General features: G+C 48.3%; 18 protein-coding genes, 17 tRNA genes and 3 rRNA genes. 6 read left to right on the top strand and 32 right to left on the bottom strand.

Features of this window, described 5'->3' with window-relative positions; translation table 11 throughout:
• Positions 1-35 precede the first annotated feature (35 nt).
• On the top strand, positions 36-1,451 hold the full coding sequence (pyk, locus tag MKX40_RS01600) for a pyruvate kinase (RefSeq protein WP_339239141.1): 1,416 nt from the start codon (positions 36-38) through the stop codon (positions 1,449-1,451).
• 141 nt (positions 1,452-1,592) lie between these two features.
• Here the strand turns inward: pyk and MKX40_RS01595 are convergent, their stop codons facing one another.
• Complete coding sequence (locus tag MKX40_RS01595; RefSeq protein ID WP_339239140.1) at positions 1,593-3,122, bottom strand: PAS domain-containing protein; 1,530 nt, start codon at positions 3,120-3,122, stop codon at positions 1,593-1,595.
• Positions 3,123-3,302: 180 nt separating this feature from the next.
• A complete protein-coding gene (locus MKX40_RS01590; RefSeq protein ID WP_253429235.1) occupies positions 3,303-3,752 on the bottom strand; it encodes an SRPBCC family protein in 450 nt (149 codons plus the stop codon).
• Positions 3,753-3,989: 237 nt separating this feature from the next.
• Here MKX40_RS01590 and MKX40_RS01585 point away from each other — a divergent pair, with 237 nt between their 5' ends.
• Complete coding sequence (locus MKX40_RS01585) at positions 3,990-4,589, top strand: WecB/TagA/CpsF family glycosyltransferase (protein WP_339239139.1); 600 nt, start codon at positions 3,990-3,992, stop codon at positions 4,587-4,589.
• A gap of 28 nt (positions 4,590-4,617) precedes the next feature.
• The gene (locus MKX40_RS01580; RefSeq protein WP_339239137.1) at positions 4,618-5,457 is read left to right on the top strand and encodes a helix-turn-helix domain-containing protein; all 840 of its coding nucleotides are present in this window, start codon (positions 4,618-4,620) and stop codon (positions 5,455-5,457) included.
• A gap of 15 nt (positions 5,458-5,472) precedes the next feature.
• Here MKX40_RS01580 and MKX40_RS01575 read toward each other — a convergent pair whose 3' ends face one another.
• Positions 5,473-6,006, bottom strand: a complete 534-nt coding sequence (locus MKX40_RS01575; RefSeq protein ID WP_339239136.1) for an MOSC domain-containing protein — start codon at positions 6,004-6,006, stop codon at positions 5,473-5,475.
• 264 nt (positions 6,007-6,270) lie between these two features.
• Between MKX40_RS01575 and MKX40_RS01570 the strand changes: the two genes are divergently transcribed.
• The 3 genes from MKX40_RS01570 (at position 6,271) to MKX40_RS01560 (ending at position 8,163) form a co-directional block, all read left to right on the top strand.
• Positions 6,271-6,627, top strand: a complete 357-nt coding sequence (locus MKX40_RS01570; protein ID WP_036608019.1) for a DUF1304 domain-containing protein — start codon at positions 6,271-6,273, stop codon at positions 6,625-6,627.
• 116 nt (positions 6,628-6,743) lie between these two features.
• Positions 6,744-7,544 (top strand): DUF4261 domain-containing protein, encoded by an 801-nt coding sequence (locus tag MKX40_RS01565; RefSeq protein ID WP_339239135.1) that lies wholly within the window; start codon positions 6,744-6,746, stop codon positions 7,542-7,544.
• A gap of 259 nt (positions 7,545-7,803) precedes the next feature.
• Positions 7,804-8,163, top strand: coding sequence for a hypothetical protein (locus MKX40_RS01560; protein ID WP_339239134.1), 360 nt, complete (start codon positions 7,804-7,806; stop codon positions 8,161-8,163).
• Between the two features lie 152 nt (positions 8,164-8,315).
• On the opposite strand, the gene MKX40_RS01555 is transcribed toward MKX40_RS01560, so the two are convergent.
• From MKX40_RS01555 to MKX40_RS01415, 29 genes are all read right to left on the bottom strand, one after another.
• Complete coding sequence (locus MKX40_RS01555) at positions 8,316-8,816, bottom strand: GNAT family N-acetyltransferase (protein WP_339239133.1); 501 nt, start codon at positions 8,814-8,816, stop codon at positions 8,316-8,318.
• A complete protein-coding gene (locus MKX40_RS01550; protein ID WP_339239132.1) occupies positions 8,813-9,346 on the bottom strand; it encodes a hypothetical protein in 534 nt (177 codons plus the stop codon). Before MKX40_RS01550 ends, MKX40_RS01555 begins: the two co-directional genes overlap by 4 nt.
• A gap of 355 nt (positions 9,347-9,701) precedes the next feature.
• Complete coding sequence (locus tag MKX40_RS01545) at positions 9,702-10,709, bottom strand: LacI family DNA-binding transcriptional regulator (protein ID WP_339239131.1); 1,008 nt, start codon at positions 10,707-10,709, stop codon at positions 9,702-9,704.
• 214 nt (positions 10,710-10,923) lie between these two features.
• Positions 10,924-11,730, bottom strand: a complete 807-nt coding sequence (gene iolB, locus MKX40_RS01540; protein WP_339239130.1) for a 5-deoxy-glucuronate isomerase — start codon at positions 11,728-11,730, stop codon at positions 10,924-10,926.
• Positions 11,731-11,842: 112 nt separating this feature from the next.
• Positions 11,843-12,895: an inositol 2-dehydrogenase gene (gene iolG, locus MKX40_RS01535; RefSeq protein WP_339239129.1), complete on the bottom strand. Its 1,053-nt coding sequence runs from the start codon at positions 12,893-12,895 to the stop codon at positions 11,843-11,845.
• Positions 12,896-12,964: 69 nt separating this feature from the next.
• Entirely contained in the window at positions 12,965-14,440 is a 1,476-nt protein-coding gene (locus MKX40_RS01530; RefSeq protein ID WP_339239128.1) for a CoA-acylating methylmalonate-semialdehyde dehydrogenase, read from the bottom strand.
• Positions 14,441-14,539: 99 nt separating this feature from the next.
• The gene (iolC, locus tag MKX40_RS01525; protein WP_339239127.1) at positions 14,540-15,550 is read right to left on the bottom strand and encodes a 5-dehydro-2-deoxygluconokinase; all 1,011 of its coding nucleotides are present in this window, start codon (positions 15,548-15,550) and stop codon (positions 14,540-14,542) included.
• A gap of 196 nt (positions 15,551-15,746) precedes the next feature.
• Positions 15,747-16,649: a myo-inosose-2 dehydratase gene (iolE, locus tag MKX40_RS01520; RefSeq protein ID WP_339239126.1), complete on the bottom strand. Its 903-nt coding sequence runs from the start codon at positions 16,647-16,649 to the stop codon at positions 15,747-15,749.
• A gap of 151 nt (positions 16,650-16,800) precedes the next feature.
• Positions 16,801-18,666: a 3D-(3,5/4)-trihydroxycyclohexane-1,2-dione acylhydrolase (decyclizing) gene (gene iolD / locus MKX40_RS01515; protein ID WP_339239124.1), complete on the bottom strand. Its 1,866-nt coding sequence runs from the start codon at positions 18,664-18,666 to the stop codon at positions 16,801-16,803.
• A 373-nt stretch (positions 18,667-19,039) separates the two neighbouring features.
• Positions 19,040-19,110, bottom strand: a tRNA-Gly gene (locus MKX40_RS01510).
• 11 nt (positions 19,111-19,121) lie between these two features.
• A tRNA-Pro gene (locus MKX40_RS01505) sits at positions 19,122-19,195 on the bottom strand.
• A gap of 7 nt (positions 19,196-19,202) precedes the next feature.
• A tRNA-Leu gene (locus tag MKX40_RS01500) sits at positions 19,203-19,281 on the bottom strand.
• A gap of 17 nt (positions 19,282-19,298) precedes the next feature.
• A tRNA-Arg gene (locus tag MKX40_RS01495) sits at positions 19,299-19,375 on the bottom strand.
• Between the two features lie 6 nt (positions 19,376-19,381).
• Positions 19,382-19,456, bottom strand: a tRNA-Gly gene (locus MKX40_RS01490).
• A gap of 10 nt (positions 19,457-19,466) precedes the next feature.
• Positions 19,467-19,547 (bottom strand) — tRNA-Leu (locus tag MKX40_RS01485).
• A gap of 6 nt (positions 19,548-19,553) precedes the next feature.
• A tRNA-Lys gene (locus MKX40_RS01480) sits at positions 19,554-19,629 on the bottom strand.
• Positions 19,630-19,639: 10 nt separating this feature from the next.
• A tRNA-Tyr gene (locus tag MKX40_RS01475) sits at positions 19,640-19,725 on the bottom strand.
• A gap of 9 nt (positions 19,726-19,734) precedes the next feature.
• Positions 19,735-19,810, bottom strand: a tRNA-Thr gene (locus MKX40_RS01470).
• A 20-nt stretch (positions 19,811-19,830) separates the two neighbouring features.
• A tRNA-Phe gene (locus tag MKX40_RS01465) sits at positions 19,831-19,906 on the bottom strand.
• Positions 19,907-19,923: 17 nt separating this feature from the next.
• Positions 19,924-20,001 (bottom strand) — tRNA-Asp (locus MKX40_RS01460).
• Between the two features lie 25 nt (positions 20,002-20,026).
• Positions 20,027-20,100: transfer RNA gene (locus MKX40_RS01455), tRNA-Met, on the bottom strand.
• Positions 20,101-20,116: 16 nt separating this feature from the next.
• Positions 20,117-20,192, bottom strand: a tRNA-Val gene (locus MKX40_RS01450).
• Positions 20,193-20,314: 122 nt separating this feature from the next.
• Positions 20,315-20,386 (bottom strand) — tRNA-Glu (locus tag MKX40_RS01445).
• A 4-nt stretch (positions 20,387-20,390) separates the two neighbouring features.
• Positions 20,391-20,466, bottom strand: a tRNA-Asn gene (locus MKX40_RS01440).
• A 1-nt stretch (position 20,467) separates the two neighbouring features.
• A tRNA-Ala gene (locus MKX40_RS01435) sits at positions 20,468-20,543 on the bottom strand.
• A gap of 39 nt (positions 20,544-20,582) precedes the next feature.
• A tRNA-Ile gene (locus MKX40_RS01430) sits at positions 20,583-20,656 on the bottom strand.
• A gap of 38 nt (positions 20,657-20,694) precedes the next feature.
• Positions 20,695-20,811, bottom strand: a 5S ribosomal RNA gene (gene rrf / locus MKX40_RS01425).
• A gap of 78 nt (positions 20,812-20,889) precedes the next feature.
• Positions 20,890-23,816 (bottom strand): 23S ribosomal RNA (locus MKX40_RS01420).
• 310 nt (positions 23,817-24,126) lie between these two features.
• A 16S ribosomal RNA gene (locus MKX40_RS01415) occupies positions 24,127-25,678 on the bottom strand.
• Together the 16S, 23S and 5S rRNA genes with 17 tRNA genes alongside form the textbook arrangement of a ribosomal RNA operon.
• Positions 25,679-26,250: the final 572 nt, after the last annotated feature.

Genomic DNA, 26,250 nt, shown 5'->3' with positions numbered 1-26,250 from the left:
ACACATATAAGCTTAAATATGAGGAGGAAATTAGCATGTTAAAAACAAAAATTATTTGTACCATGGGACCTGCTTGTGACTCAATCGAATTGCTGAAAGTAATGATTCAGGAAGGTATGACTGTTGCTCGTCTGAACATGGCTCATGGCGAACTGGAAGATCACGTTACACGGATTAACAATATCCGCAAAGCAGCTTCCGAACTGAACACCTATGTACCGATCATGATGGACATCAAAGGGCCTGAAGTTCGTATTGGCAAACTGAAAGAAGCATCTTGCCATCTGCAAGCAGGTAAAGAGCTGATCCTGACTACCGAAGAAATTCTCGGTGACGCTGAGCGTATCTCGGTAAACTATCCAGAACTGAACCTCGTTGTGAAACCTGGCGATCGTATCCTCATCGATGATGGTCTCGTCGATCTTACTGTACTGTCTGTGGAAGGATCCGACATCCATTGTAAAATCATCAGTGGCGGCATTCTCAAACCACGCAAAGGAGTTAACTTGCCAGGAATCAAAACGACATTGCCAGGTGTAACCGAGCGTGACGTTATGCACATCGGATTTGGGATTGAAAACGATATCGAAATTATTGCAGCATCCTTTGTTCGTAAAGGCGACGACATCCGTGAAATCCGCAGCATTTTGAAAGAACGCGGTGTAGAGCACGTACAGATCATCTCCAAAATCGAAAACCAGGAAGGTATGACGAACCTGGACGATATTATTGAAGCATCTGACGGTATCATGGTTGCTCGTGGAGACCTCGGGGTTGAAGTACCGATCGAAGATGTGCCAATGATGCAAAAAGAAATGATCGACAAATGTAACCGTGCGGGTAAACCAGTTATCGTAGCTACTCACATGCTGGAGTCCATGCAAGTGAACCCACGCCCTACTCGTTCCGAGGTAAGTGACGTAGCTAACGCTGTACTTCAAGGTGCTGACGTTGTGATGTTGTCCGGTGAATCGGCTGCTGGTAAATATCCGGTACAATCCGTGCGCACGATGGCTGCAGTTGCACGCCGTGCTGAAACAATGATCGATTACAAAGAGCAATTCGCACAAAAATCGGCTCAACAGATCGCTGATATTACTGAAGTTATCAGTCAGGGCGCAGTAAGTTCTTCCCTCGTACTGAATGCAAAAGCAATCATCACTTCGACTGAGAGTGGATTCACAGCACGTATGATCTCCAAATATCGTCCAAAAGCGCCGATCATCGCAGTTACACAACATGAAGAAGTACTGGCGAAAATCTGCCTGCTCTCCGGTGTCATTCCGGTTATGGGCGACAAAGTAACCACTACGGATGAAATGTTCGAGTCCGCTACACGTAACGCAATCAAAACAGGTTACATCGAAAAAGGCGACATCATTGTATTGTCCGCTGGTGTTCCAATCGGTCAATCCGGTAATACAAACCTGATCAAAGTTCAACAAGTCTAATTCACTAACTGAAACTGAAGCTATACATCTTAGCTATATATAGATATGCAAAAAATCCACCAGGGCAGAAATGCATCCCGGTGGATTTTTTGTTGATGATGTGTGCCAATGATCGTGATGTTACAACAAACGGCTTCGAAATTATAGATTCCGCGAGTAATCAACCAGATCCTGTGACATGGTGTTGATCTCATCCATTGAAGCATTCACCTGCTGTGTCAGGGCAGCCTGATTTTGCGTTAACGTAGACATATTACCGATATGCTCAAGAATCTGATCAATCAGTGTTTTCATCTTCTGCATGCTGTCTTCGATATTGACTGTGGCCTCAGAACTGTGATCAGCCAGTTTCCGGACTTCCCCCGCAACGACGCCAAATCCCAGTCCCAGCTCTCCCGCACGTGCAGCTTCAATCGCTGCATTCAATCCCAAGAGATTGGTCTGACTGGCAATCTCTCGTATAAACACCGTGATATTCTTCGTATCATCTGCACTGCTTTTCACTTGAATGGCTGCATCGGCAGATAACTCCTGTGCAGTAACCAGATCCTGTGCCTGATCGGTGATTGAGTTGATTCCACGTACCATCTCGCCAATGGATTCGGATAATTGTTTGGTTTTCAGATTCATGGCTTCCACGATCTGTTCCTTATTCTTCTCATGGGTTACATCTCGAATGGTTCCGGCTACACGGAGCGGTACTCCATCCTGATCCCTAATGGTCTCCCCACCTGCGTGATACCATCGGTACTCCCCGTCCTTGCGCTGCAAACGATAATCCAGATCGTACGGTGTACGACCACTGTAATCGTTCATATGTCTGGCGAATTCGTTGATCGTCCGATCATGGTCTTCCGGATGAAGTCTGCTGCTCCAGCTGCTGAACACATTCGGGAAATCCTGCTCGTCTTTAAATCCTAATTCTCTACGGAACTGGGGTGACCACCAAAATTCATTATTCGGATTCACCACATCTCCAGCCACAACGGTCATATCCCACGGTGCCTCCACCAAGGCGCGGTTAACAAGATCATATCGGGTGACGAGTGCTTCCAGCTCATCAGACTTGCTCTTCTCCTCATGAATGTCAAACATAATGCCCAGAAGTTTGACTGGAACCCCAGCCTGATTTCGGATGACTTGTCCAAGGCACCGGAACCAGCGAACTTCTCCACTTTTTGTAATCATACGGCTGATGACATTATAGGCAGTTGTTGCTCTTGTGTCATTTACATGCTCCATAATCTCCTGCACCAGTTGGGTTCTGTCATCCGGATATATCGATTTGGCCCAGCTTGCAAATGCATCAGGGAAATCCTTGGAATTATTGAATCCTAACATTTGGCGGAATTCATTCGAAAATGCCACGACATTATTGTTATCCAGCGGATCACCTGCAACAATGTCAGATTCCCATAATCCTACATTCATTGCCTGATTCAGCATTCTAAGACGCATTTCCACGGCTTCGTTTTGTGCTTTCATCATATGTACTGCTTTTTTGATGTTACTAGCTATTTCATCATTTTCCGGAAATTCAATGCCATCTTCAATCCATGCGTTATAATCGCCCTTTTCTGCATTTGCTACGAGTTTACGACTATACTCCAGTAACTTTTGATGTGCATCTATACGAATTGGTTTGGTAGATTCAGTACGTTTACGAAACATGTTCATTTCTCCTCTTAGGTCATATGATATATATTTCGACATTATCAGACATTAAATGTAGAGCAATAGTCTTAAATTTGTATAAAAAAACAAGAACCATTGCTGAATCAGCACCGGTTCTTATATTAGATTGCTTTTATTTTTTTATGATAATTAATCTCACATGATGTCTCATACCAGCTACCAGCCAAAATTCAATGTTTTCCCCGTTTCCACCCATGTTTTGATGCTGCTTAGAATCATCCACCAGCTGCTCTGTGCATTCGCAAAGGAAGGATGGTTATCTGTAAATTGATCATTAATCAGTGTCAGCTTCGTACACTCCCCCACAGTCTCCAACTGGAAGACCACCCTGGATTGAAGCTCGGCATGATTGGCATGGTACGACGGTCCAGGATGCTCTTGATAACTAAGTCTGGACAGTGGTTCAAATTCCAAGATATCTCCGTACACATGTACAGTCTCCGCACCATCATTACCCGGCCCTACATAAGCAAATGGCTGACCTGGTTGGAAATTAGTGCGAAGTTCACTACCGAAAAAGCTGTTCCGTGTGCCGTCTGGTGATATTAGAGCATTCCACACATCTTCAAGTCCTGCATTGATATAGAATTCATATTTCAGTTCCATGGACTCACTCCCTTTAAGTATTGGACACGCGATCTACCCACCTCGCACTCCTATCCTACCGTTATACCCCAAAGGCCGTATTGTAAAAACGCGACAACAGGTCATATCGATAAAGATATTTATCACTCATGGAATTTTTATATCATTACTAAAACGGGTTTCGCCCATATATAGTCCTTTTCCAGAAGATCAGATATACTAAACTGGAATGAAATAACAGGCAATCCCGAGATTGTGATGTCCTGTCAGAAAAATGCCTATCTTCGCCAAGTCGTCGATCAAGCCGGGTTGGTTACAGCTGACGGTGCTGGCATTGTGATGGTATCCCGTTTGCGGGGCGGACAATTGACTGAACGGGTAACCGGTTGTGATCTGCTGTTTCGTTTATTGGAGGAAGGTGATCAAAAATGCTGGTCATTCTATATGCTAGGAGCAGAGGAAAGCGTAAGTGAACAGGCCGTGAAAGTCATTGCTCAGCGTTATCCGGGAGTCGTCGTAAAAGGCAGACACCATGGTTTTTTCCAGGCAGATGAGGAACAACAGATTGTGGAAGAGATTCGTACTGCTCAACCAGACTTTCTTATCGTTGCTCTTGGCGCCCCCCATGCAGAACACTGGATTAACAAGTATCGCCATCAATTGAACGCTCGTGTAGCCATAGGTGTTGGAGGCAGTCTCGATATCCTCGCTGGCAAAACCAAACGTGCCCCTGCGATATGGCAGAAACTTAACCTGGAATGGCTCTATCGCCTCCTCAGTCAACCTTCAAGATGGCGCAGGCAACTCATTTTACCCCGTTTTGCAGTGCGGGCATTGTTGTTCCGAGAACCTAAATAATGTGAGATGAGCAGGAGGAATGATTCGGATGAAACAGGTAGAACAAGGAGACAGACCAAGTATGGGCCTGCTGAATCTGAATGAAGGTGATCATAAGTATCAACTGACACGCCATGCTCCTTCCGAAGCAATTCGCCCTTTTGTTAAACATTACTGGATCGTATCCTGGGATCTGACGGGACTTGAACCGTATCCCCAACATGTCGTGCCTAACCCCTGTGTCAATCTGGTTGTGGAACGGAACCATACGTTTTTCTTCGGTCCATCCGGACGTAAATTCTCCTATCTTGTGAGTGGGAAAGGTCGTGTATTTGGCGTGAAATTCAAGCCAGGAGGCTTTTATCCCTTCCTCCGGGTTCCTGTCTCATCCTTGTACGGACAGCCGATGAATGTATCCAATATTCTTGACGTCACAGCGGAATCCTTGGAAGACCGGCTTCTTGGGGCGGGGGATGATGCGGATAAAACCAGTTACATTGACCAGCTATTATGTACACACCTTCCTGCTGAAGATGCTCAAGCAAGAATGGTTAACGATATTGTGCAACAGATTGAACAGAACCGGGAGATGCTGAGAGTAAATGATCTCTCTTCCTATTGGAATATGCATACCCGAAAGCTTCAACGCCTGTTCAATCAGTATGTGGGCATCGGACCCAAAACCGTAATTAAGTTGTATCGTCTGCAAAATGCTGCGGAATTGATGGACCGCGGTCTTCACTGTGACCTGATTAAGCTATCCCAGGACCTTGGATATCATGACCAATCCCATTTTATCCGAGATTTCAAATCTATTATTGGCAGTACACCAGAGGAGTACTACCACTCTAGACATCCGAATGGTGAGCGCCGGGGCCTGATCAAATAGAACCTGTCCTGAACATCAGGACAGGCGAATGACCTCTATGGTGTCCCCCGTATGGATTACACCTTCCCGCTCAACCGAGCACACAATCCCACGTTTTTTGCGAGCCGCAGGCACGAATTTTTTACGCAAACCGTCCTGTTTGTAGAATTGTTCAATCATTTTCCCCGGATGTACACAGGGGAGGTTCTCCCCTTCACATATTAACCCTGTCCCGTTCGGAAATAAAAGCCGCGTTCCAGCAGGCAGTTCCGTTAATCGATCAATGCCACGGACCAGTATGTTGGCACCCAGCCACTCTGGACGCACTTCAGGAATATTCATTTTCTCTGCAATAAGAGCACATTCTTCTTCGGACACAATACTGATCTGGCGGCGATTCGCAATGGGTGTACCGCGCTTGTATATTTTCTGACGTGAGTCCGCTGGACGAAGCAGACCATAATGACGGTCACCCGGAATTCCCGCAAGCTCAATATCGATAAAGGGGACAACTCGGGTCAAAAATGTGGATGGATCATCAGCTAGCAAGACAAATTGAACCGTTCCCATAGTAATCTCCTCCCTTTCCTCAGCAATATCACTTCTTTATTGTTCATTATTACCCAGTGAATGGATTGCCGACAATCGGCGTATGCTTACCTTTGTACAAATCTTTATTTTTAACATTATAACTCAATTGGAAAATGATACGCATTTTAAATAATACACAATTAAATTGTTATAAATTAATTTTACTCTTTCCGTTCTCGTTGCAAACATTTATACTAGGATGGACAAGTAAATAAATTACATATAGAAAGCAAGGTGTTTCCATTGATTAGCATCATTTTTGTAGCTCTTGTAGCTGTCGAACACTTCTATATCATGGTGATGGAGATGTTCATGTGGACTCGTCCACGCACAATGAAAACCTTCAATCTCACGCCGGAATTCGCCAAATCCACCAAATCGCTCGCGGCCAATCAAGGCCTTTACAATGGATTTCTTGCGGCAGGTCTGATCTGGGGACTCGTATATCCGGATGCTGCCGTTGGACAGCATATTCAGATTTTCTTCCTGGCGTGTGTGATTATCGCGGCTCTGTATGGAGGAGCAACTTCCTCACGATCAATCATCATCAAACAAGGATTGCCTGCGATCATTGCGTTGTTGCTGGTCCTGTTCCTGTAATTTCCTGTCGATAGGTGCATTGCTGCGATTCATCTTAACTCCGTTATGGTAAGGTAGTGAATAGATAGCAGTGTACAATGACCAGAATCAATCTGGGATCGGAAGGAGAACATGTCATGGGATTGTTTGATAAGCTTCGGCGACGCAAAAAGGAAAAGGTGCCTGCAAGTGGTGCTGTCGAATCCACGAATTACAGTGAGACCATCGTGGGTTTTGTCCTGCTGGAGCGTGACGATTGTGATTTTGACCTCTTCATCAGAAATATGAAGAACGAATGGAATATTGAAATTGAGGAACGACCGGAGGAGGGCAATCTTTTTTTCGAAGTGAATGGAATGCAGGTGGTATGCGCTCATATTGCCGCGCCTGTACCAGATCGTGAAGTTGAGGAGAATGCCAGGCTAAACATCCTTTGGCGAGAAGCGGAGCAAGTTACCTCACGGCATCAGTCTCAGATTATTGTTTCGGTTCTGAACGCAACCAATGCAATTGAAGGACATGTTCTGTTCACTCAAACAGCGAGTGCCTTGTTACAGTTGGATCACGCGCTGGCAATATACATGGCCCCCCTTGTCGTGGAAGCCAGTCAGTATGTCGAAACCAGCCGTGGGATCAAACATGATGAGTTGCCCGTCTCGCTCTGGATTTTCATCGGATTATTTCAAAATGCCGAAGGCGCTTCAGCTTATACTTACGGACTACGTAACTTTGGAAAAGAAGAGATGGAGATTATACAATCGTCTGAAGCCTTAAGCGATGTATTTGAGATGATGTTCATGACCACAACGTATGTGGTTGAAAACGACGTCACACTGCATGATGGGGAGACACTCGGTTTCTCGGCAGAACAAAAGCTAAGCATTTCCCTATCCAAAGGTGTAGCAACGGAAGGTAACAGTTTGAAGATTGGCTTCTAACTGACGCAGGATTTTCACTTTATCATGTTACAATTATTGAAGCCATCCGGAGTTCATCCTCTGGATGGCTTTTAGCTATTCAATCTCCTGCCAATGACGATATGAAAACAATCCCTGAATTTAACTTCGCTAGGAAAAAGTAGTCCATAAGAACCACTATATTATGATTTCAGTTTTCATTCTCGTTATAAAAGGGTATAATTAATAGGCTTATAGTCTCATATATTACATATTATTTTATAATCGAGGAGTTGCCTACATGTCTGTTAGACGTTTGGATTCAACTAAACCTATTATTGAAATTATCTGGGAAGGTATTGTTACTCCTGAACATGTCGAACAAGCGAATAAAGAAATTCAGAGAATAGCGGCGCAATTGGGAAATTCGTTTGATGTGCTCGTGGACATGAGAACGATGAAGGCATTTCCTCAGGATACCAAAGAAAAAATTGTGGAGCATCAGAAATTACTGCTAGATTGGGGTATGAAGCGGGCTAGTGTAGCTGTAGGCGGTGCGATCGCCAAAATGCAATTGAATCGAATTTCCAAGGAATCAGCGCATCAGACGGAATTCCAATGGGAAACGTATGACGAGGCTTTGGCATTTTTGTTGAAATAAATTGAGGTATTACAACGTGAGTTCAAAGAAATATGTAATATGTATGTGCTTCACGTGAAAAAAAGGGCGTTTCCCATGAGGAAGCGCCTTTATTATGCAGGAATACTTTGCTTACCCTTGTTTTCTTACTTTATAGAACGATCGCTTATCCTTTAAGATTTCGAAGTACTCACTCGTACCATCGTTACCGATGTACCACAGAGCCCTTTCTCCACAAACCCTGAGCGCCTATACAAGCGAATCGCTTGGTTATCGGGATCAACACTGAGGGAGATTGCTTCAATTCCCCTCCGTTCCACCTCATCTAATGCGCTCTGAAGCAGTAAGGTACCTACTCCTTTTCCACGTGCATCTTGTGTTACAGCCATCCCCATCTCTGGCGTAGCTGCATTCACATAACCGTATCCCGCATTCTGATCCGTATAGAATCGTAATGTTATTGAACCTAATCTTCGGTTATGTTGGTCAACTGCAATATATCCGAAGTCTCCTTCCCTTCCCCATTCTTCAACGTATTTGGACAGTTCAGGTGTATGAACACTTTCGATTGGGAGAGGTTCATCATTTTCTCGTGTATGCAGGGATGCGTATAACATCTCCCACAGAAAAGGGATATCTTCTTCCTCAATCGGACGGACATGATAGTTGGTCACGGTCTTGTTTGCTCCTCCTTTAGTTTTTCAAATAGGCGTTCCATCTCATTCAGGCTAAACTCATTAGTAATCTCGTATTCTTCCAGATTATCTCTTGTTTTCGCCTCGCTGTAGATTGAGAGGGAATGTTCATTATAGAAGGTCAGTCCGAATCGATCGGTAAAGCGACCTTCTTTGTTAATGGTAACTCGCCACTCATAGTAATGCGGATTCCTTTCGGAAACGTGCAATTCCCGAACCTTTTTAAGTTCAACATCCTTTAACAGCTTCAGCATATCCCTAATCTCGTTGGGATCTGTGATCGTCACTTCATCCTCATCATTATTCGGATCTGCACTTGAAACTTTTCTAATGGTCAGTCGATCCAAGCGATCCAGCATGCTCATATGATCTGTCACCTCAGCTCGAAACGTCGTATGTTTGCTAGGGATGTACATCGCATATTGTCCAGAGGTATACATACGCGCCGCAATAGCTGCAACAACAATAATTGCAGCGACACCCATAATTATCTTAATTCTTTTAATCATTGCTCTCCCTCCACACACCACAAAACATATATAAAATGGTAATTAATGATACTTTCCAGTATATCATCATACTTCTTCTCTTCCATAGTTATTCTTATTTACTGCTGCTATGCAATCGATAATGTTTTGTTCATACTATGTTATTCTCTCAATACCACTAGTAGCTAAAATAATAATTTAAAATGTACGTCAATAAGCCGCGTTCACCCTAGGGCGAGCGCGGCTTATCTGTTATTTTGTTACCGTACATGTTCAGAATGTGAGGTCAAACGATACCCGTATCTCCACACAGGGATATACGCATATCAACTTGGACTGACGCCTTGTTAGGTTACATCGAAACAACCTAATTTTATCAGCGCAATACGCGGCCTGCCGAGTCTCTGATAACCAGCTCAGGCTTCAGCACAATCTTCTGCGGTTCTTTACGCTCATCCTTTAACTCTTCTATCAACAGGTCTACAGCGCGATGCCCCAGTTCTTCAATTGGCTGGGCTACAGTCGTAAGCGGTGGACTGGTTACCGAGGCTAGAATGGTGTTATCAAACCCGATAATCGACACATCCTCTGGCACACGTAGCCCCAGCTCTTTGGCTGCCTGAAGAGCACCGATGGCCTGAATGTCATTACAACAGAACAAACCTGTTGGGTGATCGTCCTCACGGAGCAGCAGTAGCGCCTCTTTTTTGGCCGAACTCAAGTCAGCTGCGGATTCTCGGATCTGAGTCGGTTCCAACGTATAACCTGCCTTAATCAATGCTTCACGGAATCCGCGTACACGTTCCTGACTGCTGCTGACTTTGGACGGTTCCGACAATACCGCTACACGGGTGTGCCCAAGTTCAAGCAGATGCTCCGCTGCGAGTGCCCCGCCGAGTATGTCGTCAATGGTGACCGTATGTACGGACAGGGATGGCATATGACGGGCAATCAGAGCAACAGGTATCGATTGTTGCAGGAGGGGAGATAAAATTTCGGCATTATCGATCCCGGTTCCGATCATCATGCCATCGACCCTTTTTTGCTGGAGCAGGTTCAGGTAACGCTCTACCCGCTCGTCCTTATTATCCGTACTGCAGATGACCACGCTGTAGCCCAATTGACGGCTACGATCCTCCACCGCTCTGGCGAGTTCTGCAAAATACGGATTTGAGATGTCCGGTACGAGCAGCCCCAATGTATACGTCTGCTTGCCCGTAAGTGCAGCTGCGATTGCGCTGGGTTGATAGTGAAGGCGTTCCATGATCTCCATAATCTCCGCGCGCCGTTTCTCGCTGATCTTGCCTTTGCCATTAATGACCTGCGAGACGGTTGCAATGGATACCCCCGCCTCGCGTGCTATATCGTATATGGTTGCTTTCATTGTTTTTTCCCCATTTGTGCTATATATAAATTGCGTTATACATGAATCAATTTCATGATACCTTTAGCTGCTTCAATCAAGGCTAAGTTACAGAAATCCATTTTTAGTGAGTTATGAAATTGATTCGCATACATCATTGTTCTCTTCTCATTATGCAGGGGGAAGTCTGCATACGCAACCTGAAGTGAGCACAATCTGCGTAGCATGAACTGTTTTACTTTTTCATCAACCACTCATGGTCAGGGTCGTTATGGAATTTCCAAGTTCGGGTTGGGCCAGCCATGACGTTCAGATAGTAGACCTCATACCCCGGAGGGGCACCTACCGGATGATATCCGTTCGGAACAAGCACCACTTCGCCATTCTTCACTGCCAACGTCTCATCTACAGAGCGATCATCCGTGTATATGCGCTGAATGGCAAACCCCTGCTCAGGCTGTACACGGAAATAATACGTCTCTTCCAGCAAAGATTCATCCGGAAGTGCGTCCCGATCATGCTTATGTGGCGGATAACTAGACCAATGCCCATCTGGCGTGAACACCTCAACAACGAGCAAACTGTCCGCTTCCTTTTGTTCCGGCAAAATGTTATGAATCTGGCGTTCCAGATTGCCATACCCTCGTGCCTCTACCCCTACATCTTCGGGTGCAATAAGACGAGCCGGGTACGTGCCTTTACCGGGTGCAACACATATAGCGATTTCCAGTTCGGTACGTGCTGTGATCTGCACTTGATCGGAAGTTGAGACGTAGACTGAATACGGCGGAATTTTCTCGAAAACACTCATTCTTTTTCCGATATTATCCCATGTATGCTCTCGGGTACTTACATTGGCGAAACCACTGAGAAGCACCACACAGAGTTCCTGATCACCGCTCTCACGGGTTAGCGTCTCCCCTTCTGCCAACTTCGCTACCTGAAATCCAACATATTCCCACCCGGCCGACTCCGGTGTTACGTTGATAAGTGTACCGTCTCCCTCCGGGTTGACCACGGGTTTCACAATACGTTCTGACATCTTGCTATCCGCTCCTTTCTGTAGTCGTCCACAACAATCTGAACCTTATAAAAAAACAAAACTTGGACTTATTCATGCGCTCTATCCAGAAAAAGTGACTTTAATCATCCACTTATGGCGTTGCCGTTTGCGATTCCAGGGACAACCCAGGGACTTCACTCAGCTTCACAGGTCTTCCCCGCTCCATGGACATTTTTGCTGCCAGCGCAATTCGCTCTGCCTGTACTGCATCGTGGCCATCTACGATAACGGGTGTATCGTGGATGATCGCATCGATAAAGAGAGCTGTCTCCTGCACATACGCTTCATTGTAACGTTCCAGGAAAAAGTGTAACGGTTTGTCGCGCATTAGCCCGGCCGCTGTACTGATCTCAGCCGTATTCGGATGGTCATTCGCCGCTGCGGCGCTGCCCATTGAACCAAATACTTCTACACGCTGGTCATACCCGTATACAGCCTGACGGCTGTTATCAATCACACCAATCGCCCCGTTGGCAAACGTCATCGTTACAATTGCCGTATCCACATCGCCATGTTCTGCAAAGACCGGATTGATCAACACATTGCCCTGAGCGTAGACTTCTTCCACTTCACTTCCTGACAGATAACGGGCCATATCAAAATCGTGGATCATCATGTCCATGAAGATCCCGCCAGACACCCGGATATACTCCGCAGGTGGTGGAGACGGGTCACGAGACGTAATTTTGATAATATGCGGATCACCAATCGTACCATCCTGCACATGAGCACGTATCCGTCTGAAGTTGTGATCGAAACGGCGGTTAAACCCGATTTGCAGCTTCACGCCCGCCTTCTGAACCGCTGCTACAGCCGCTTGGGTCTGTGCCAGATTCATACTGACTGGCTTCTCGCAAAAGATATGTTTGCCTGCCTTGGCGGCCTGTTCGATCAGCGGCACATGTGTATCTGTTGAAGAACAGATCAGCACCGCGTCTACATTAGGCATCGAGATCAACTGACTGCTATCCGTTGTTACAACAGGGATGCCACGTGTGGAGGCCCATGCCTCCAATTCAGGACCTGCAAACAAGTCACTGATTCCCACAATCTCGGCATGCGGGTTACGCAGGAGATTGTCTGCATGAATTTTGCCGATCCGTCCAGCACCGATGATGCCAATTCTCACTTTGTCCTTGCCCATTCCGTTATCCTCCCTATGTGCGTCCATATGGGCTGAGCGTTCCCCTTAGCCCGAGTTATGCTCTGGTTGTTACCAGCGCGCCGTTACCATCTTCTTGCGAGTGTAGAATTCAACACCATCCGTACCATTGGCATGCAGATCACCATAGAAGGACTTTTTCCAACCGGAAAACGGGAAAAATGCCATTGGTGCAGGTACGCCTAGGTTAATACCCAACATGCCCGCATCAATTGTCTCACGGAATTGACGCATACTTGCCCCGCTGCGGGTGAACAGACACGCACCATTAGCAAAATCGGAACGGTTTGCCAGCTCAACGGCTTCCTCCAGGGTAGATACTCTTGCCACCGAAAGTACTGGAGCAAAGATCTCATCCTGCCAGATTTTCATATTACTCTCCACTTGGTCGAATACCGTTGGCCCTACAAAATAACCCGAACCATCTGTCGCCTGATCCTTACGTCCATCCCGAATTAATGCCGCACCTTCCTGCTCTCCGGATTCAATGTAACCGAGTGTACGCTCTTTATGTGGTCCACGGATAACAGGACCGAGGAACACGCCCTCATCCATACCATTACCAATGGTAATACGATCTGCTGCTTCCACCAGTTTTTGTACCAGTTCATCAGCCACATCACCCACAGCCACAACAACTGAACATGCCATACAGCGTTCCCCTGCTGAGCCAAAGGCTGCACTCGTAATTTCTTTTACCGTTAGATCCAGATCGGCGTCCGGCATAACGATGGAGTGGTTTTTGGCACCCGCGAGTGCCTGGACCCGTTTGCCATGCTTGGATGCAGTGGTATAGACGTATTCAGCTACAGGTTGTGATCCGACAAAGGAGATCGCTTGAACATCCTTATGTTCCAGCAGACCGTTCACGACATCATGTGCACCGTGTACAATGTTGAGCACGCCATCCGGAAGCCCTGCTTCCTTGAACAGCTCTGCCAGGCGGCCTGCAAGGAGCGGTGTACGCTCGGACGGTTTCAGGACAAAGGTGTTACCGCATGCAATAGCCAGCGGGAACATCCAGCACGGCACCATCATCGGGAAGTTGAACGGGGTAATTCCCCCAATAACTCCGATTGGGTAACGATACATGCCTGACTCCAGTCCTGTCGCGATATCAGGCAGTTGTTTACCCATCATCAGATTCGGGGCACCTGCCGCGAACTCGACACACTCAATGCCACGCAGTACCTCACCATACGCTTCGGCGTAGCTTTTGCCGTTCTCCAGCGTTACCAGGCGGGCGAGCTCTTCCCAGTGTTCGACCAGCAACTGCTGGTATCGGAACAGAATACGTGCACGGCGTGGAACCGGTGTGCCGCTCCAGGACTTGAACGCTTCCCGTGCCGTCTGTACAGCCAGATCTACGTCCGCTTGTTCAGACAGTGGCACATGTGCAATGACCTCTTCTGTAGCCGGATTCACAACCGGCTCGGTACGGGTTGCCGCTGGGGTCACCCAGGCACCCCCAATCCAGTTTTGTACCATTGTCGCTGTTGTAGACGCTTCAGAAATCCCTTTTCCCATAGCCCTGTCTCCCTTCGCTTATGTGTGATCCCTTATGTTCAACTGATATTAGTGATGTTGATCTGTATGACCGTGTTATTCAAAGTATTGCAATCTGCTTCAGAGCGCGGTAATCTCGCCCCGATTGCAACGTTCGATGTAATCATCCACCTGTTCTACCGTTGGCATCGCATCCGAACAGCTATGGCTCGAAATAACGATACTTGCTGCGCCGCTGCCGTACGCCATACTGCGCTCAATCGTCCAGCCCTGCATCAATCCATACAGGAACCCGGCTGCGTAGGAGTCGCCTGCCCCGAACGTTTTGACTACTTTTGCCGGATAGCTGTCCGCACGGTGGGAAAGGCCTTCACGCGTATAAGCAATGGACCCCTCCTTACCGTGTTTAATGACAACGATCTTCGCTGAGAAATCAAACCATTTCTGTGCAGTCACCTGATCACTATGATCCGGATTATGGTCAAATGTTTCCATCATGTCGAACTCTTCGCGTGTGCCCAGGATGATATCGCATTTCTCGGCTGCGAGGTTATAATAGACTGCTGTCTCTTCGTCCGATGTCCAGGTGTATGGGCGATAGTCCAGATCAAACACAATAACGGTTCCATGTTTTTTCGCATACGTTAGTGCCTGTAATACGGCTTCACGGGATGGGCTCTGTGCGAGGGCCGTGCCTGAGATTAGCAGCACTTTGGAGTCAGCAATTAACTGTTCCTGCACCTCTTGCGCCCGTAATAACAGATCCGCTACATTGTCCCGGTACATTAAGATACTGCAATCGGTTGGGCTTTTGATCTCGGTAAAAGCAAGCCCTGTCACCGCTCCGGTGTCATCTGTGACCACGTTTGATGTGTCGATGCCGTTCTTCTCCAGATAGCTATGGATGAATCGACCCATCTGATCATTCGCGATCTTACCGATAAAAGCTGTCTCCATACCCAGTCTAGACATGCCTATCGTAATATTGGCCGGTGATCCGCCAACATACTTCGTGAACGTCATCGTCTCTTCCATCGGGCGATTGATCTCATTGGCGTTCAAGTCGATGCACAAGCGACCAATCGCGGTGAAATCCTTCTTCCTTGATTCTGGAAAGGATACATAAGTCATTGCATGTGAGCCCCTTTCTGTGTTGAGATTTTACATGTTATATATGGATATCTAGACTCGTTACTCATTCCATTGGTGAGGACTCGTAAACGTCTAGAATAGGTCAGGTTTGTTTTCCAATTGGAACGTTATACTCTTGCTGCCTTCTTCCTCTTCACTTCATGAGTATGGTCCTCTCCCCATCGCTACTTCTGTATTAGCTGTGTTGGTATAAGGACTCCATATAGCTCAAAGATCGCTTGGCATACTCATACGGGTTATGAATCGCAGGGTCCTGCTCTCCTTCAAGCATCGCCCAACCATCGTACCCTCGTGTGATCAGTTCTTGCAGAATTGGCTCGAAATCAATGCATCCATCCCCTGGTACGGTGAACACGCCTCTGCGAATACAACCGACAAAGTCAGACTGCTCCGCGCGTGCTTCATCCAGCACATGAGGGCGGATATCTTTCAGATGGATATAGGCAATCCGATCATAATGTTTGCGCAGCAGTTCCAGCGGATTGGCTCCGCCATAGTAGGCATGACCTGTATCATAGAGCAGATATACGAGAGAAGGGTCCGTCAACTCCATCAGTCGATCAATCTCATCCGGTTGCTCGACCACTGTGCCTCCATGATGATGGTACGTAAGCTTCAACCCGTGTTCATGGGCGATAGCTCCTGCCTCGTTCAACCCTTCAGCAAGAATATGCCATTCCGATTCGCTGAGTCTAAGCACTTCTTTTTCATGCGGAGTTCGTCTTGGATCAAAATGAAGTGACCCACCTACCTCTGCCGTACTGATCACCTTACTGCCCATAGATTGAAGAAATTCCGCATGTCTGCGATAACTGTCCAGCTCCGACTGACGATATGCCGGGTCGGAGAACAGTACGGATTTCCACTGAGAGACCAGCTTGATATTCCTTTTGCTCAACTCCTCACGCAGTATGGCGGGATCAGTTGGATATTTACGTCCCATCTCTGTACCTGTCAGCCCAAGGCGCTGAATGTCATCCAGAATCTGCGCACACGTTGTCGTATCACCATGCTCTTTCACATCTTCACCGACCCAATTGATCGGATGTATCCCAAGCTGGAATGGCAGCTTGCTCATTGCTCCACGTCTCCTTTGTCGTTCAGCATGTATGGTTCACTTGGAATGCAGTGCTCTTAGTTTCAATATATAGATAAATACGTCCACCGATTTATACCGTGAGGAGTACAAATAATGCTTTATTTTTTGAAAAATGCTCTATTAAATCCGATTAAATAAGTCTTGCTTTGGCTCGGTTGGCTTGCATGGTGTGATGAGCATGAACTACTTTTTCTTCGGCAGATACTTCTGGCACTCCTACATTCCACCAAGACTCGTATCCACTTGCGTTGGTTCCAGGCACGACCGGAATCTCAATCAACGTACTCACCGTTTCGTTCTTCGCATCTCGAAGTGCCTGTTCCAGCTGTTCTGCTGTCTCCGCTCTATAGGATTTGGCTCCCATGCTTCGGGCATGTGCAGCAAAGTCTATTGGCATGTAATCCCCCGTTAGTCGTCCACTCTCGGATTCCCGATAACGGAACTCATTGCCGAAACCATCACTACCATGTTCCCGCTGCAAATTATGAATACACTGGAAACCATTGTTGTTGAATAATAGAACGGTCATCTTCTTCTGTTCCTGCAAGCTGGTCACAAACTCTGAATGCAACATCAGATAACTGCCATCACCGACCATGGCGTACACTTCACGATCTGGCTCGGCAAGTGCTGCTCCGAACGCTCCACTTACCTCGTACCCCATGCAGGAGAATCCATACTCCATGTGATACGTCTTTGGTTCAGCCGCACGCCACAGACGATGAAGGTCTCCTGGTAGACTGCCTGCCGCACACACAATAACGGAAGATGGATCAATGGTCCGATTAACTATGCCAACTGCCGTGGTCTGTGCCAGCCCTGCTTCATGCTGTGCTCCATACAGCCGATCTACTTCTGCATTCCACTCAGTACGGAGATCAGCGATTTCGGATGCGCCATATGCACTGCGGTATTGTCTTTCCTGCAATTCCTTCTGTAAAGCCTGCAATCCTTCGCGTGCATCTGCCAGAATGGCTTCTCCGCCTAACTTGGCGGCGTCCATACCGTTCAGGTTGATGTTGATGAATGAAGCTTCCGGATGCTGAAAAGCAGAGCGGGACGCCGTCGTAAAATCGGAGAAACGAGTACCGACGCCGATCACCACATCCGCTTCTCTCGCCAGCCTGTTAGCTGCCAGAGAGCCGGTAACCCCGATGGCCCCCACATTCAGTGGGTGGTCCCAAGAGACTGCGCTCTTGCCCGCCTGCGTCTCGGCGATCGGAATGCCAAATGCCTCGGCGAACTCCACGAGTTGAACAGACGCCTCAGAGTACAACACACCGCCGCCTGCAACGAGAAGCGGCTTTCTGCCACGGGCAATCTGCTCCGTTGCCCGTTCAATCGCTGCTTGTACGGGGGGGCGACGGTCCAGATAATGCACTTTGCGTGCAAAGAATGATTCCGGGTAATCGTACGCTTCTGCCTGTACGTCCTGCGGCAGTGCGAGTGTTACCGCTCCTGTCTCTGCTGGATCAGTTAGTACACGCATGGCCTGTGTAGCAGCAATCATCAACTGTTCGGGACGAACAATACGATCCCAGTACTTGCTGACGGCTTTGAATGGATCAGTGGCTGAGATCGTGTAATCACTGCTCACTTCCAACTGCTGAAGTACCGGGTCCGGTTCCCGCGTAGCAAAGTTATCTCCAGGCAGCAATAAAACCGGAATCCGGTTCACCGTTGCAGTAGCTGCCGCTGTAATCATATTTAAAGCACCAGGTCCAATGGATGTTGTACATGCATAGATCTGTCTACGGTTCTTCTGCTTGGCATAGGCTGCTGCCGTATGCACCATACCTTGTTCGTTCTTGCCTTGCATATACCTCAGGCTTCCCGGACTGCGCTCCAGCGCTTCTCCAATGCCTGTTACGTTGCCATGTCCAAAAATACCGATGATTCCCTTCACGAACTTGGTTTCCACCCCGTCAACCGAGATATATTGCTGATCCAGATATCGAAGCAGTGCCTGAGCCATCGTTAATCTAATTGTATTCATGAATTTGATCGCCTTCCTTTCCTTTACGGGTTAAGCGCTTAATCTACGTTAAGTTTAAGCGCCTTACACCTAAAGGTTAAGCGCTTAATTGATATGGTATTACAGGTTAATGATTTACGCAAGCTATTTTTGTAAGCGTTTTTATAAATGTGATGCAGAAAAAATATTCAAGTGTTCGAAAATGCACTAAACCTTCTTCATTGGAACACCTCAAGAATTACTAAGAACAGGTCTAAAAATGTGGGGAATGTATCAAGAGGTTGGGATACATACTCATATCATCTGAAATCTCTGTATATATTCATGATCCATATGCCTATAAATGCAAAAAAGAAAGAGATGGTGAATACCATCTCTTTCTTTTCAATATGTAAGCGGGTGATGGGAATCGAACCCACGCTATTAGCTTGGAAGGCTAAAGTTCTACCATTGAACTACACCCGCAAATAAAAAAATCGGGATGACACGATTTGAACATGCGACCCCCTGGTCCCAAACCAGGTGCTCTACCAAGCTGAGCTACATCCCGTTATCTATACCGGCGAGAGGACTCGAACCTCCACGGTTTCCCACTCGATTTTGAGTCGAGCGCGTCTGCCATTCCGCCACGCCGGCAAAATATGAAGTTATAATGGCGCGCCCTGAGAGATTCGAACTCCCGGCCTTTTGATTCGTAGTCAAACGCTCTATCCAGCTGAGCTAAGGGCGCAAATATTGGAGCGGAAGACGGGAATCGAACCCGCGACCCTCGCCTTGGCAAGGCGATGCTCTACCGCTGAGCCACTTCCGCAAATAAAGAATGCGCGTGGAGGGACTTGAACCCCCACGTCAAAGACGCTAGATCCTAAGTCTAGTGCGTCTGCCAATTCCGCCACACGCGCATATAATGGTGAGTCATGAAGGGCTCGAACCTTCGACACCCTGATTAAAAGTCAGGTGCTCTACCAACTGAGCTAATGACTCATAGAAAAACTGGTGGAGGATGATGGATTCGAACCACCGAACCCGTACGGGAGCAGATTTACAGTCTGATGCGTTTGGCCACTTCGCTAATCCTCCAGGATTACATGGTGCCGGCGAGAGGACTTGAACCCCCAACCTACTGATTACAAGTCAGTTGCTCTACCAGTTGAGCTACACCGGCGTATTACATGGTGTGAAAAATGGTGGCTCGGGACGGAATCGAACCGCCGACACGAGGATTTTCAGTCCTCTGCTCTACCGACTGAGCTACCGAGCCTTACTACATTAAAAAAATGGCGGAACCGACGGGATTCGAACCCGCGATCTCCTGCGTGACAGGCAGGCATGTTAGGCCAACTACACCACGGTTCCATAATACTTTCTCAAGGAAAGTTAATTGCGGGGGCAGGATTTGAACCTGCGGCCTTCGGGTTATGAGCCCGACGAGCTACCGGGCTGCTCCACCCCGCGTCGTTAAAAGATTATATGGTGGAGGCTGAGGGGATCGAACCCCCGACCCTCTGCTTGTAAGGCAGATGCTCTCCCAGCTGAGCTAAGCCTCCATAATATGACCCGTAGGGGATACTCTCACTTCGTTCGAGACTGCGAAGCAGTTGCTCACGAGGTATATCCTCCGACGAACCTTTGGGATTCTCATCCCTTGTTAAAGCAATAGGTATTGCTATGACCCGTAGGGGATTCGAACCCCTGTTACCTCCGTGAAAGGGAGGTGTCTTAACCCCTTGACCAACGGGCCTTAATGGCTCCCCGAACAGGACTCGAACCTGTGACAACTCGATTAACAGTCGAGTGCTCTACCAACTGAGCTATCAGGGAATGGTGGAGCCAAGCGGGATCGAACCGCTGACCTCCTGCTTGCAAGGCAGGCGCTCTCCCAGCTGAGCTATGGCCCCATACTCTGGTTTGTTTCTTTTCTTGTAGTGGTCTTGCTATGGGCCCTGGTGGACTCGAACCACCGGCCTCACCCTTATCAGAGGTGCGCTCTAACCAACTGAGCTAAGGGCCCTTATCAATTTTCGAAAAAAAATACCCCAGTGGGGTTTCGCTTGGCGGCGTCCTACTCTCCCAGGACCCTGCGGTCCAAGTACCATCGGCGCTAGAGGGCTTAACGGTCGTGTTCGGGATGGGTACGTGTGGAACCCCTCCGCCATCGCCACCAAACGCATAGCTTACATTTCAGAGTTGTTATTCTCTGAAAACTAGATTCGAAACGAAACATGCGAACTATCACTTGCATATTTGGATAAGCCCTCGACCGATTAGTACTGGTCAGCTCCATGCATTGCTGCACTTCCACCCCCAGCCTATCTACCTCGTCGTCTTCAAGGGGTCTTACATACTGGGAAATCTCATCTTGAGGGGGGCTTCACGCTTAGATGCTTTCAGCGTTTATCCCGTCCGTACATAGCTACCCAGCGGTGCTCCTGGCGGAACAACTGGTACACCAGCGGTACGTCCATCCCGGTCCTCTCGTACTAAGGACAGCTCCTCTCAAATTTCCTACGCCCACGACAGATAGGGACCGAACTGTCTCACGACGTTCTGAACCCAGCTCGCGTACCGCTTTAATGGGCGAACAGCCCAACCCTTGGGACCTACTTCAGCCCCAGGATGCGATGAGCCGACATCGAGGTGCCAAACCTCCCCGTCGATGTGGACTCTTGGGGGAGATAAGCCTGTTATCCCCAGGGTAGCTTTTATCCGTTGAGCGATGGCCCTTCCATGCGGTACCACCGGATCACTAAGCCCGACTTTCGTCCCTGCTCGACTTGTAGGTCTCGCAGTCAAGCTCCCTTATGCCTTTGCACTCTTCGAATGATTTCCAACCATTCTGAGGGAACCTTTGGGCGCCTCCGTTACTCTTTAGGAGGCGACCGCCCCAGTCAAACTGCCCACCTGACACTGTCCCCGCACCGGATTACGGTACCAGGTTAGAACCTAGATACGATCAGGGTGGTATCCCAACGTTGCCTCCACACAAGCTGGCGCTCATGTCTCTCAGGCTCCCACCTATCCTGTACAGATCGTACCCAAATTCAATATCAAGCTGCAGTAAAGCTCCATGGGGTCTTTCCGTCTTGTCGCGGGTAACCTGCATCTTCACAGGTATTAAAATTTCACCGGATCTCTCGTTGAGACAGCGCCCAAGTCGTTACGCCATTCGTGCGGGTCAGAATTTACCTGACAAGGAATTTCGCTACCTTAGGACCGTTATAGTTACGGCCGCCGTTTACTGGGGCTTCGGTTCACAGCTTCGGATTGCTCCTAACCACTCCCCTTAACCTTCCAGCACCGGGCAGGCGTCAGCCCGTATACTTCGCCTTACGGCTTCGCACAGACCTGTGTTTTTGCTAAACAGTCGCTTGGGCCTTTTCACTGCGGCCCCCTCGTGCTATTCACACTACCGGGGCACCCCTTCTCCCGAAGTTACGGGGTCATTTTGCCGAGTTCCTTAACGAGAGTTCTTCCGCGCGCCTTAGAATACTCTTCTCGCCTACCTGTGTCGGTTTGCGGTACGGGCACCTTCACCTGGCTAGAGGCTTTTCTTGGCAGTGTGAGATCATGACCTTCGCTACTACAATTTTCGCTCCCCATCACAGCTCAGCCTTAATGATGTGCGGATTTGCCTACACATCAGCCTCACTGCTTAGACGGACATCCATCAGTCCGCGTCACTACCCTACTGCGTCCCCCCATTGCTCATAACGGCTTACGGTGGTACAGGAATTTCGACCTGTTGTCCTTCGACTACGCCTTTCGGCCTCGCCTTAGGTCCCGACTTACCCTGAGCGGACGAGCCTTCCTCAGGAACCCTTAGGCTTTCGGCGGATCAGATTCTCACTGATCTTTTCGTTACTCATACCGGCATTCTCACTTGTATAATGTCCAGCGCTCCTTACGGTACACCTTCAACCCTTATACAACGCTCCCCTACCCCTGATGCAAAGCATCAAGCCATAGCTTCGGTGGTGTGTTTAGCCCCGTTACATTTTCGGCGCAGAGTCACTCGACCAGTGAGCTATTACGCACTCTTTCAATGGTGGCTGCTTCTAAGCCAACATCCTGGTTGTCTGTGCAACTCCACATCCTTTCCCACTTAACACACACTTGGGGACCTTAGCTGATGGTCTGGGCTGTTTCCCTTTTGACAATGGATCTTAGCACTCACTGTCTGACTCCCGGAAGTAAGTCTATGGCATTCGGAGTTTGACTGAGCTTGGTAACCCTTGCGGGCCCCGCACCCAATCAGTGCTCTACCTCCACGACTCTGTTTTCCGAGGCTAGCCCTAAAGCTATTTCGGGGAGAACCAGCTATCTCCGAGTTCGATTGGAATTTCTCCGCTACCCCCACCTCATCCCCGCACTTTTCAACGTGCGTGGGTTCGGGCCTCCAGTGCGTGTTACCGCACCTTCACCCTGGACAGGGGTAGATCACCCGGTTTCGGGTCTACGTCCACGTACTATGTCGCCCTATTCAGACTCGCTTTCGCTGCGGCTCCGGCTCTTCACCTTAACCTTGCACGGGAACGTAACTCGCCGGTTCATTCTACAAAAGGCACGCCATCACCCCTAAAACGGGCTCTGACTTTTTGTAAGCACACGGTTTCAGGTTCTATTTCACTCCCCTTCCGGGGTGCTTTTCACCTTTCCCTCACGGTACTGCTTCACTATCGGTCGCTAGGAAGTATTTAGCCTTGGCAGATGGTCCTGCCGGATTCATACGGGGTTTCACGTGCCCCGCACTACTCGGGATCCGTCTCGGAGGGAACAGACTTTCAACTACAGGGCTTTTACCTTCTTTGGCAGGCCTTTCCAGACCTCTTCGCTTAACCGGTTCCTTTGTAACTCCATGTGAGACGTCCCACAACCCCAAAGAGCAAGCTCTCTGGTTTGGGCTTCTCCGCGTTCGCTCGCCGCTACTGACGGAATCACTATTGTTTTCTCTTCCTCAGGGTACTTAGATGTTTCAGTTCCCCTGGTATGCCTCTACATAACCTATGTATTCAGTTATGAGTAACTGGAAATTACCCCAGCTGGGTTTCCCCATTCGGACACCCCCGGATCAAAGCTTGCTTACAGCTCCCCGAGGCAGTTTCGTTGTTCGCCACGTCCTTCATCGGCTCCTAGCGCCTAGGCATCCTCCGTGTGCTCTTAGTAGCTTAACCATTGCGCTCGTGTTCGAGCTGTCGCTCCGCTTGGTTTGCTTGCGCAAATCCAAAAGTCGCTCCATTTCGATCACTCGCTCCAGCAATCTACCGTTTTTATTGAAACTTGTTTAACACAAGTTCAGCTAAAAAGGAATGTTCTAATTCGCGTTTGTTTCGTTTCGATATCTAGTTTTCAAAGAACAAGCTCCATGCAAAAGCAAGCTGTTTGAGAGTTTGAGCTCTCAAAACTGAGCAACGAGTGAGTAACTAGCCGACCTGGCTAGATTTTGTATTTGAATGTTTCCACTCGGGAAACGATTCTCCATAGAAAGGAGGTGATCCAGCCGCACCTTCCGATACGGCTACCTTGTTACGACTTCACCCCAATCATCTATCCCACCTTCGGCGGCTGGCTCCTTGCGGTTACCCCACCGACTTCGGGTGTTATAAACTCTCGTGGTGTGACGGGCGGTGTGTACAAGACCCGGGAACGTATTCACCGCGGCATGCTGATCCGCGATTACTAGCAATTCCGACTTCATGCAGGCGAGTTGCAGCCTGCAATCCGAACTGAGACCGGCTTTTTAGGATTCGTTCCACCTCGCGGCTTCACAGCCCGTTGTACCGGCCATTGTAGTACGTGTGTAGCCCAGGTCATAAGGGGCATGATGATTTGACGTCATCCCCACCTTCCTCCGGTTTGTCACCGGCAGTCACCTTAGAGTGCCCACCCGAAGTGCTGGCAACTAAGATCAAGGGTTGCGCTCGTTGCGGGACTTAACCCAACATCTCACGACACGAGCTGACGACAACCATGCACCACCTGTCTCCTCTGTCCCGAAGGAAAGATACATCTCTGCATCGATCAGAGGGATGTCAAGACCTGGTAAGGTTCTTCGCGTTGCTTCGAATTAAACCACATACTCCACTGCTTGTGCGGGTCCCCGTCAATTCCTTTGAGTTTCAGTCTTGCGACCGTACTCCCCAGGCGGAGTGCTTAATGTGTTAACTTCGGCACCAAGGGTATCGAAACCCCTAACACCTAGCACTCATCGTTTACGGCGTGGACTACCAGGGTATCTAATCCTGTTTGCTCCCCACGCTTTCGCGCCTCAGCGTCAGTTACAGCCCAGAGAGTCGCCTTCGCCACTGGTGTTCCTCCACATATCTACGCATTTCACCGCTACACGTGGAATTCCACTCTCCTCTTCTGCACTCAAGTCACCCAGTTTCCAGTGCGATCCGGGGTTGAGCCCCGGGATTAAACACCAGACTTAAATGACCGCCTGCGCGCGCTTTACGCCCAATAATTCCGGACAACGCTTGCCCCCTACGTATTACCGCGGCTGCTGGCACGTAGTTAGCCGGGGCTTTCTTCTCAGGTACCGTCACCTTGAGAGCAGTTACTCTCCCAAGCGTTCTTCCCTGGCAACAGAGCTTTACGATCCGAAAACCTTCATCACTCACGCGGCATTGCTCCGTCAGGCTTTCGCCCATTGCGGAAGATTCCCTACTGCTGCCTCCCGTAGGAGTCTGGGCCGTGTCTCAGTCCCAGTGTGGCCGATCACCCTCTCAGGTCGGCTACGCATCGTCGCCTTGGTGAGCCGTTACCCCACCAACTAGCTAATGCGCCGCAGGCCCATCCCCAAGTGACAGATTGCTCCGTCTTTCCAGTTTCCTTCAGGCGAAGGAAACAACTATTCGGTATTAGCTACCGTTTCCGGTAGTTGTCCCAAACTTGAGGGCAGGTTGCCTACGTGTTACTCACCCGTCCGCCGCTAAGCATCAAAGAAGCAAGCTTCTTATCAACTCCGCTCGACTTGCATGTATTAGGCATGCCGCCAGCGTTCGTCCTGAGCCAGGATCAAACTCTCCAATAAAGTATTGAAAAGAGCGATAAGCTCATTTTGAATCTGACGAGATTAAACATCTCATTTGTGCTCCAGTCGATCCAAGCCAAGGCTTGTTTCAACTTTCGCGTTCATTCTGCAAGCAGAATGTTTACTCACTCGTTGTTCAGTTTTCAAAGATCAAACTTGTTTCGTTACCGAACGTTGTTCTCCTCAGCAACTTTTATATCATAACACTTCCGAACCAACTTAGCAAGCCTTTTTTTCAAGTTTCTTTCGAAGCTTATTTGATTTGCCTGCGACACTTTGTTTCTCGTGTTTTTTGGCCGAAATAGAATATATCATATACACAACACAATTACTACTTGTAAAATATCCCATCAGCAAACGAATGGTTTAACTTAATTCAATCTTTTATTAATCTCTTTTTCCTATGGCAATATCCTCTTACTATATCCTATATACGCTCACCGGTCGAATCTCTCTCAATATAGGTTGTGAACTAATCAACCAGCATCATTACATTCGTTATATAAAATACGAAACACAATATCTCTATTCTATAACACTGCTATCTATTATGTGGATACCGAATCTAATAA

It is taken from the genome of Paenibacillus sp. FSL R5-0517, assembly GCF_037974355.1.
In the GTDB taxonomy this organism is placed as follows: Bacteria; Bacillota; Bacilli; order Paenibacillales; family Paenibacillaceae; genus Paenibacillus.
The sequence above is the reverse complement of the archived record's forward strand: the minus strand, read 5'-3'. Positions and strand labels throughout refer to the sequence as shown.

Bases quoted from the DNA above. Each gene is read 5' to 3' on its own strand.
- pyk (WP_339239141.1), top strand. From the start codon at position 36: ATGTTAAAAACAAAAATTATTTGTACCATGGGACCTGCTTGTGACTCA.
- MKX40_RS01585 (WP_339239139.1), top strand. From the start codon at position 3,990: ATGTCCTGTCAGAAAAATGCCTATCTTCGCCAAGTCGTCGATCAAGCC.
- iolE (WP_339239126.1), bottom strand. From the start codon at position 16,649: ATGAGCAAGCTGCCATTCCAGCTTGGGATACATCCGATCAATTGGGTC.
- MKX40_RS01580 (WP_339239137.1), top strand. From the start codon at position 4,618: ATGAAACAGGTAGAACAAGGAGACAGACCAAGTATGGGCCTGCTGAAT.
- MKX40_RS01545 (WP_339239131.1), bottom strand. From the start codon at position 10,709: ATGAAAGCAACCATATACGATATAGCACGCGAGGCGGGGGTATCCATT.
- MKX40_RS01575 (WP_339239136.1), bottom strand. From the start codon at position 6,006: ATGGGAACGGTTCAATTTGTCTTGCTAGCTGATGATCCATCCACATTT.
- iolC (WP_339239127.1), bottom strand. From the start codon at position 15,550: ATGACTTATGTATCCTTTCCAGAATCAAGGAAGAAGGATTTCACCGCG.
- MKX40_RS01560 (WP_339239134.1), top strand. From the start codon at position 7,804: ATGTCTGTTAGACGTTTGGATTCAACTAAACCTATTATTGAAATTATC.
- iolD (WP_339239124.1), bottom strand. From the start codon at position 18,666: ATGAATACAATTAGATTAACGATGGCTCAGGCACTGCTTCGATATCTG.
- MKX40_RS01550 (WP_339239132.1), bottom strand. From the start codon at position 9,346: ATGATTAAAAGAATTAAGATAATTATGGGTGTCGCTGCAATTATTGTT.
- iolB (WP_339239130.1), bottom strand. From the start codon at position 11,730: ATGTCAGAACGTATTGTGAAACCCGTGGTCAACCCGGAGGGAGACGGT.
- MKX40_RS01595 (WP_339239140.1), bottom strand. From the start codon at position 3,122: ATGTTTCGTAAACGTACTGAATCTACCAAACCAATTCGTATAGATGCA.
- MKX40_RS01590 (WP_253429235.1), bottom strand. From the start codon at position 3,752: ATGGAACTGAAATATGAATTCTATATCAATGCAGGACTTGAAGATGTG.
- MKX40_RS01565 (WP_339239135.1), top strand. From the start codon at position 6,744: ATGGGATTGTTTGATAAGCTTCGGCGACGCAAAAAGGAAAAGGTGCCT.
- iolG (WP_339239129.1), bottom strand. From the start codon at position 12,895: ATGGGCAAGGACAAAGTGAGAATTGGCATCATCGGTGCTGGACGGATC.
- MKX40_RS01530 (WP_339239128.1), bottom strand. From the start codon at position 14,440: ATGGGAAAAGGGATTTCTGAAGCGTCTACAACAGCGACAATGGTACAA.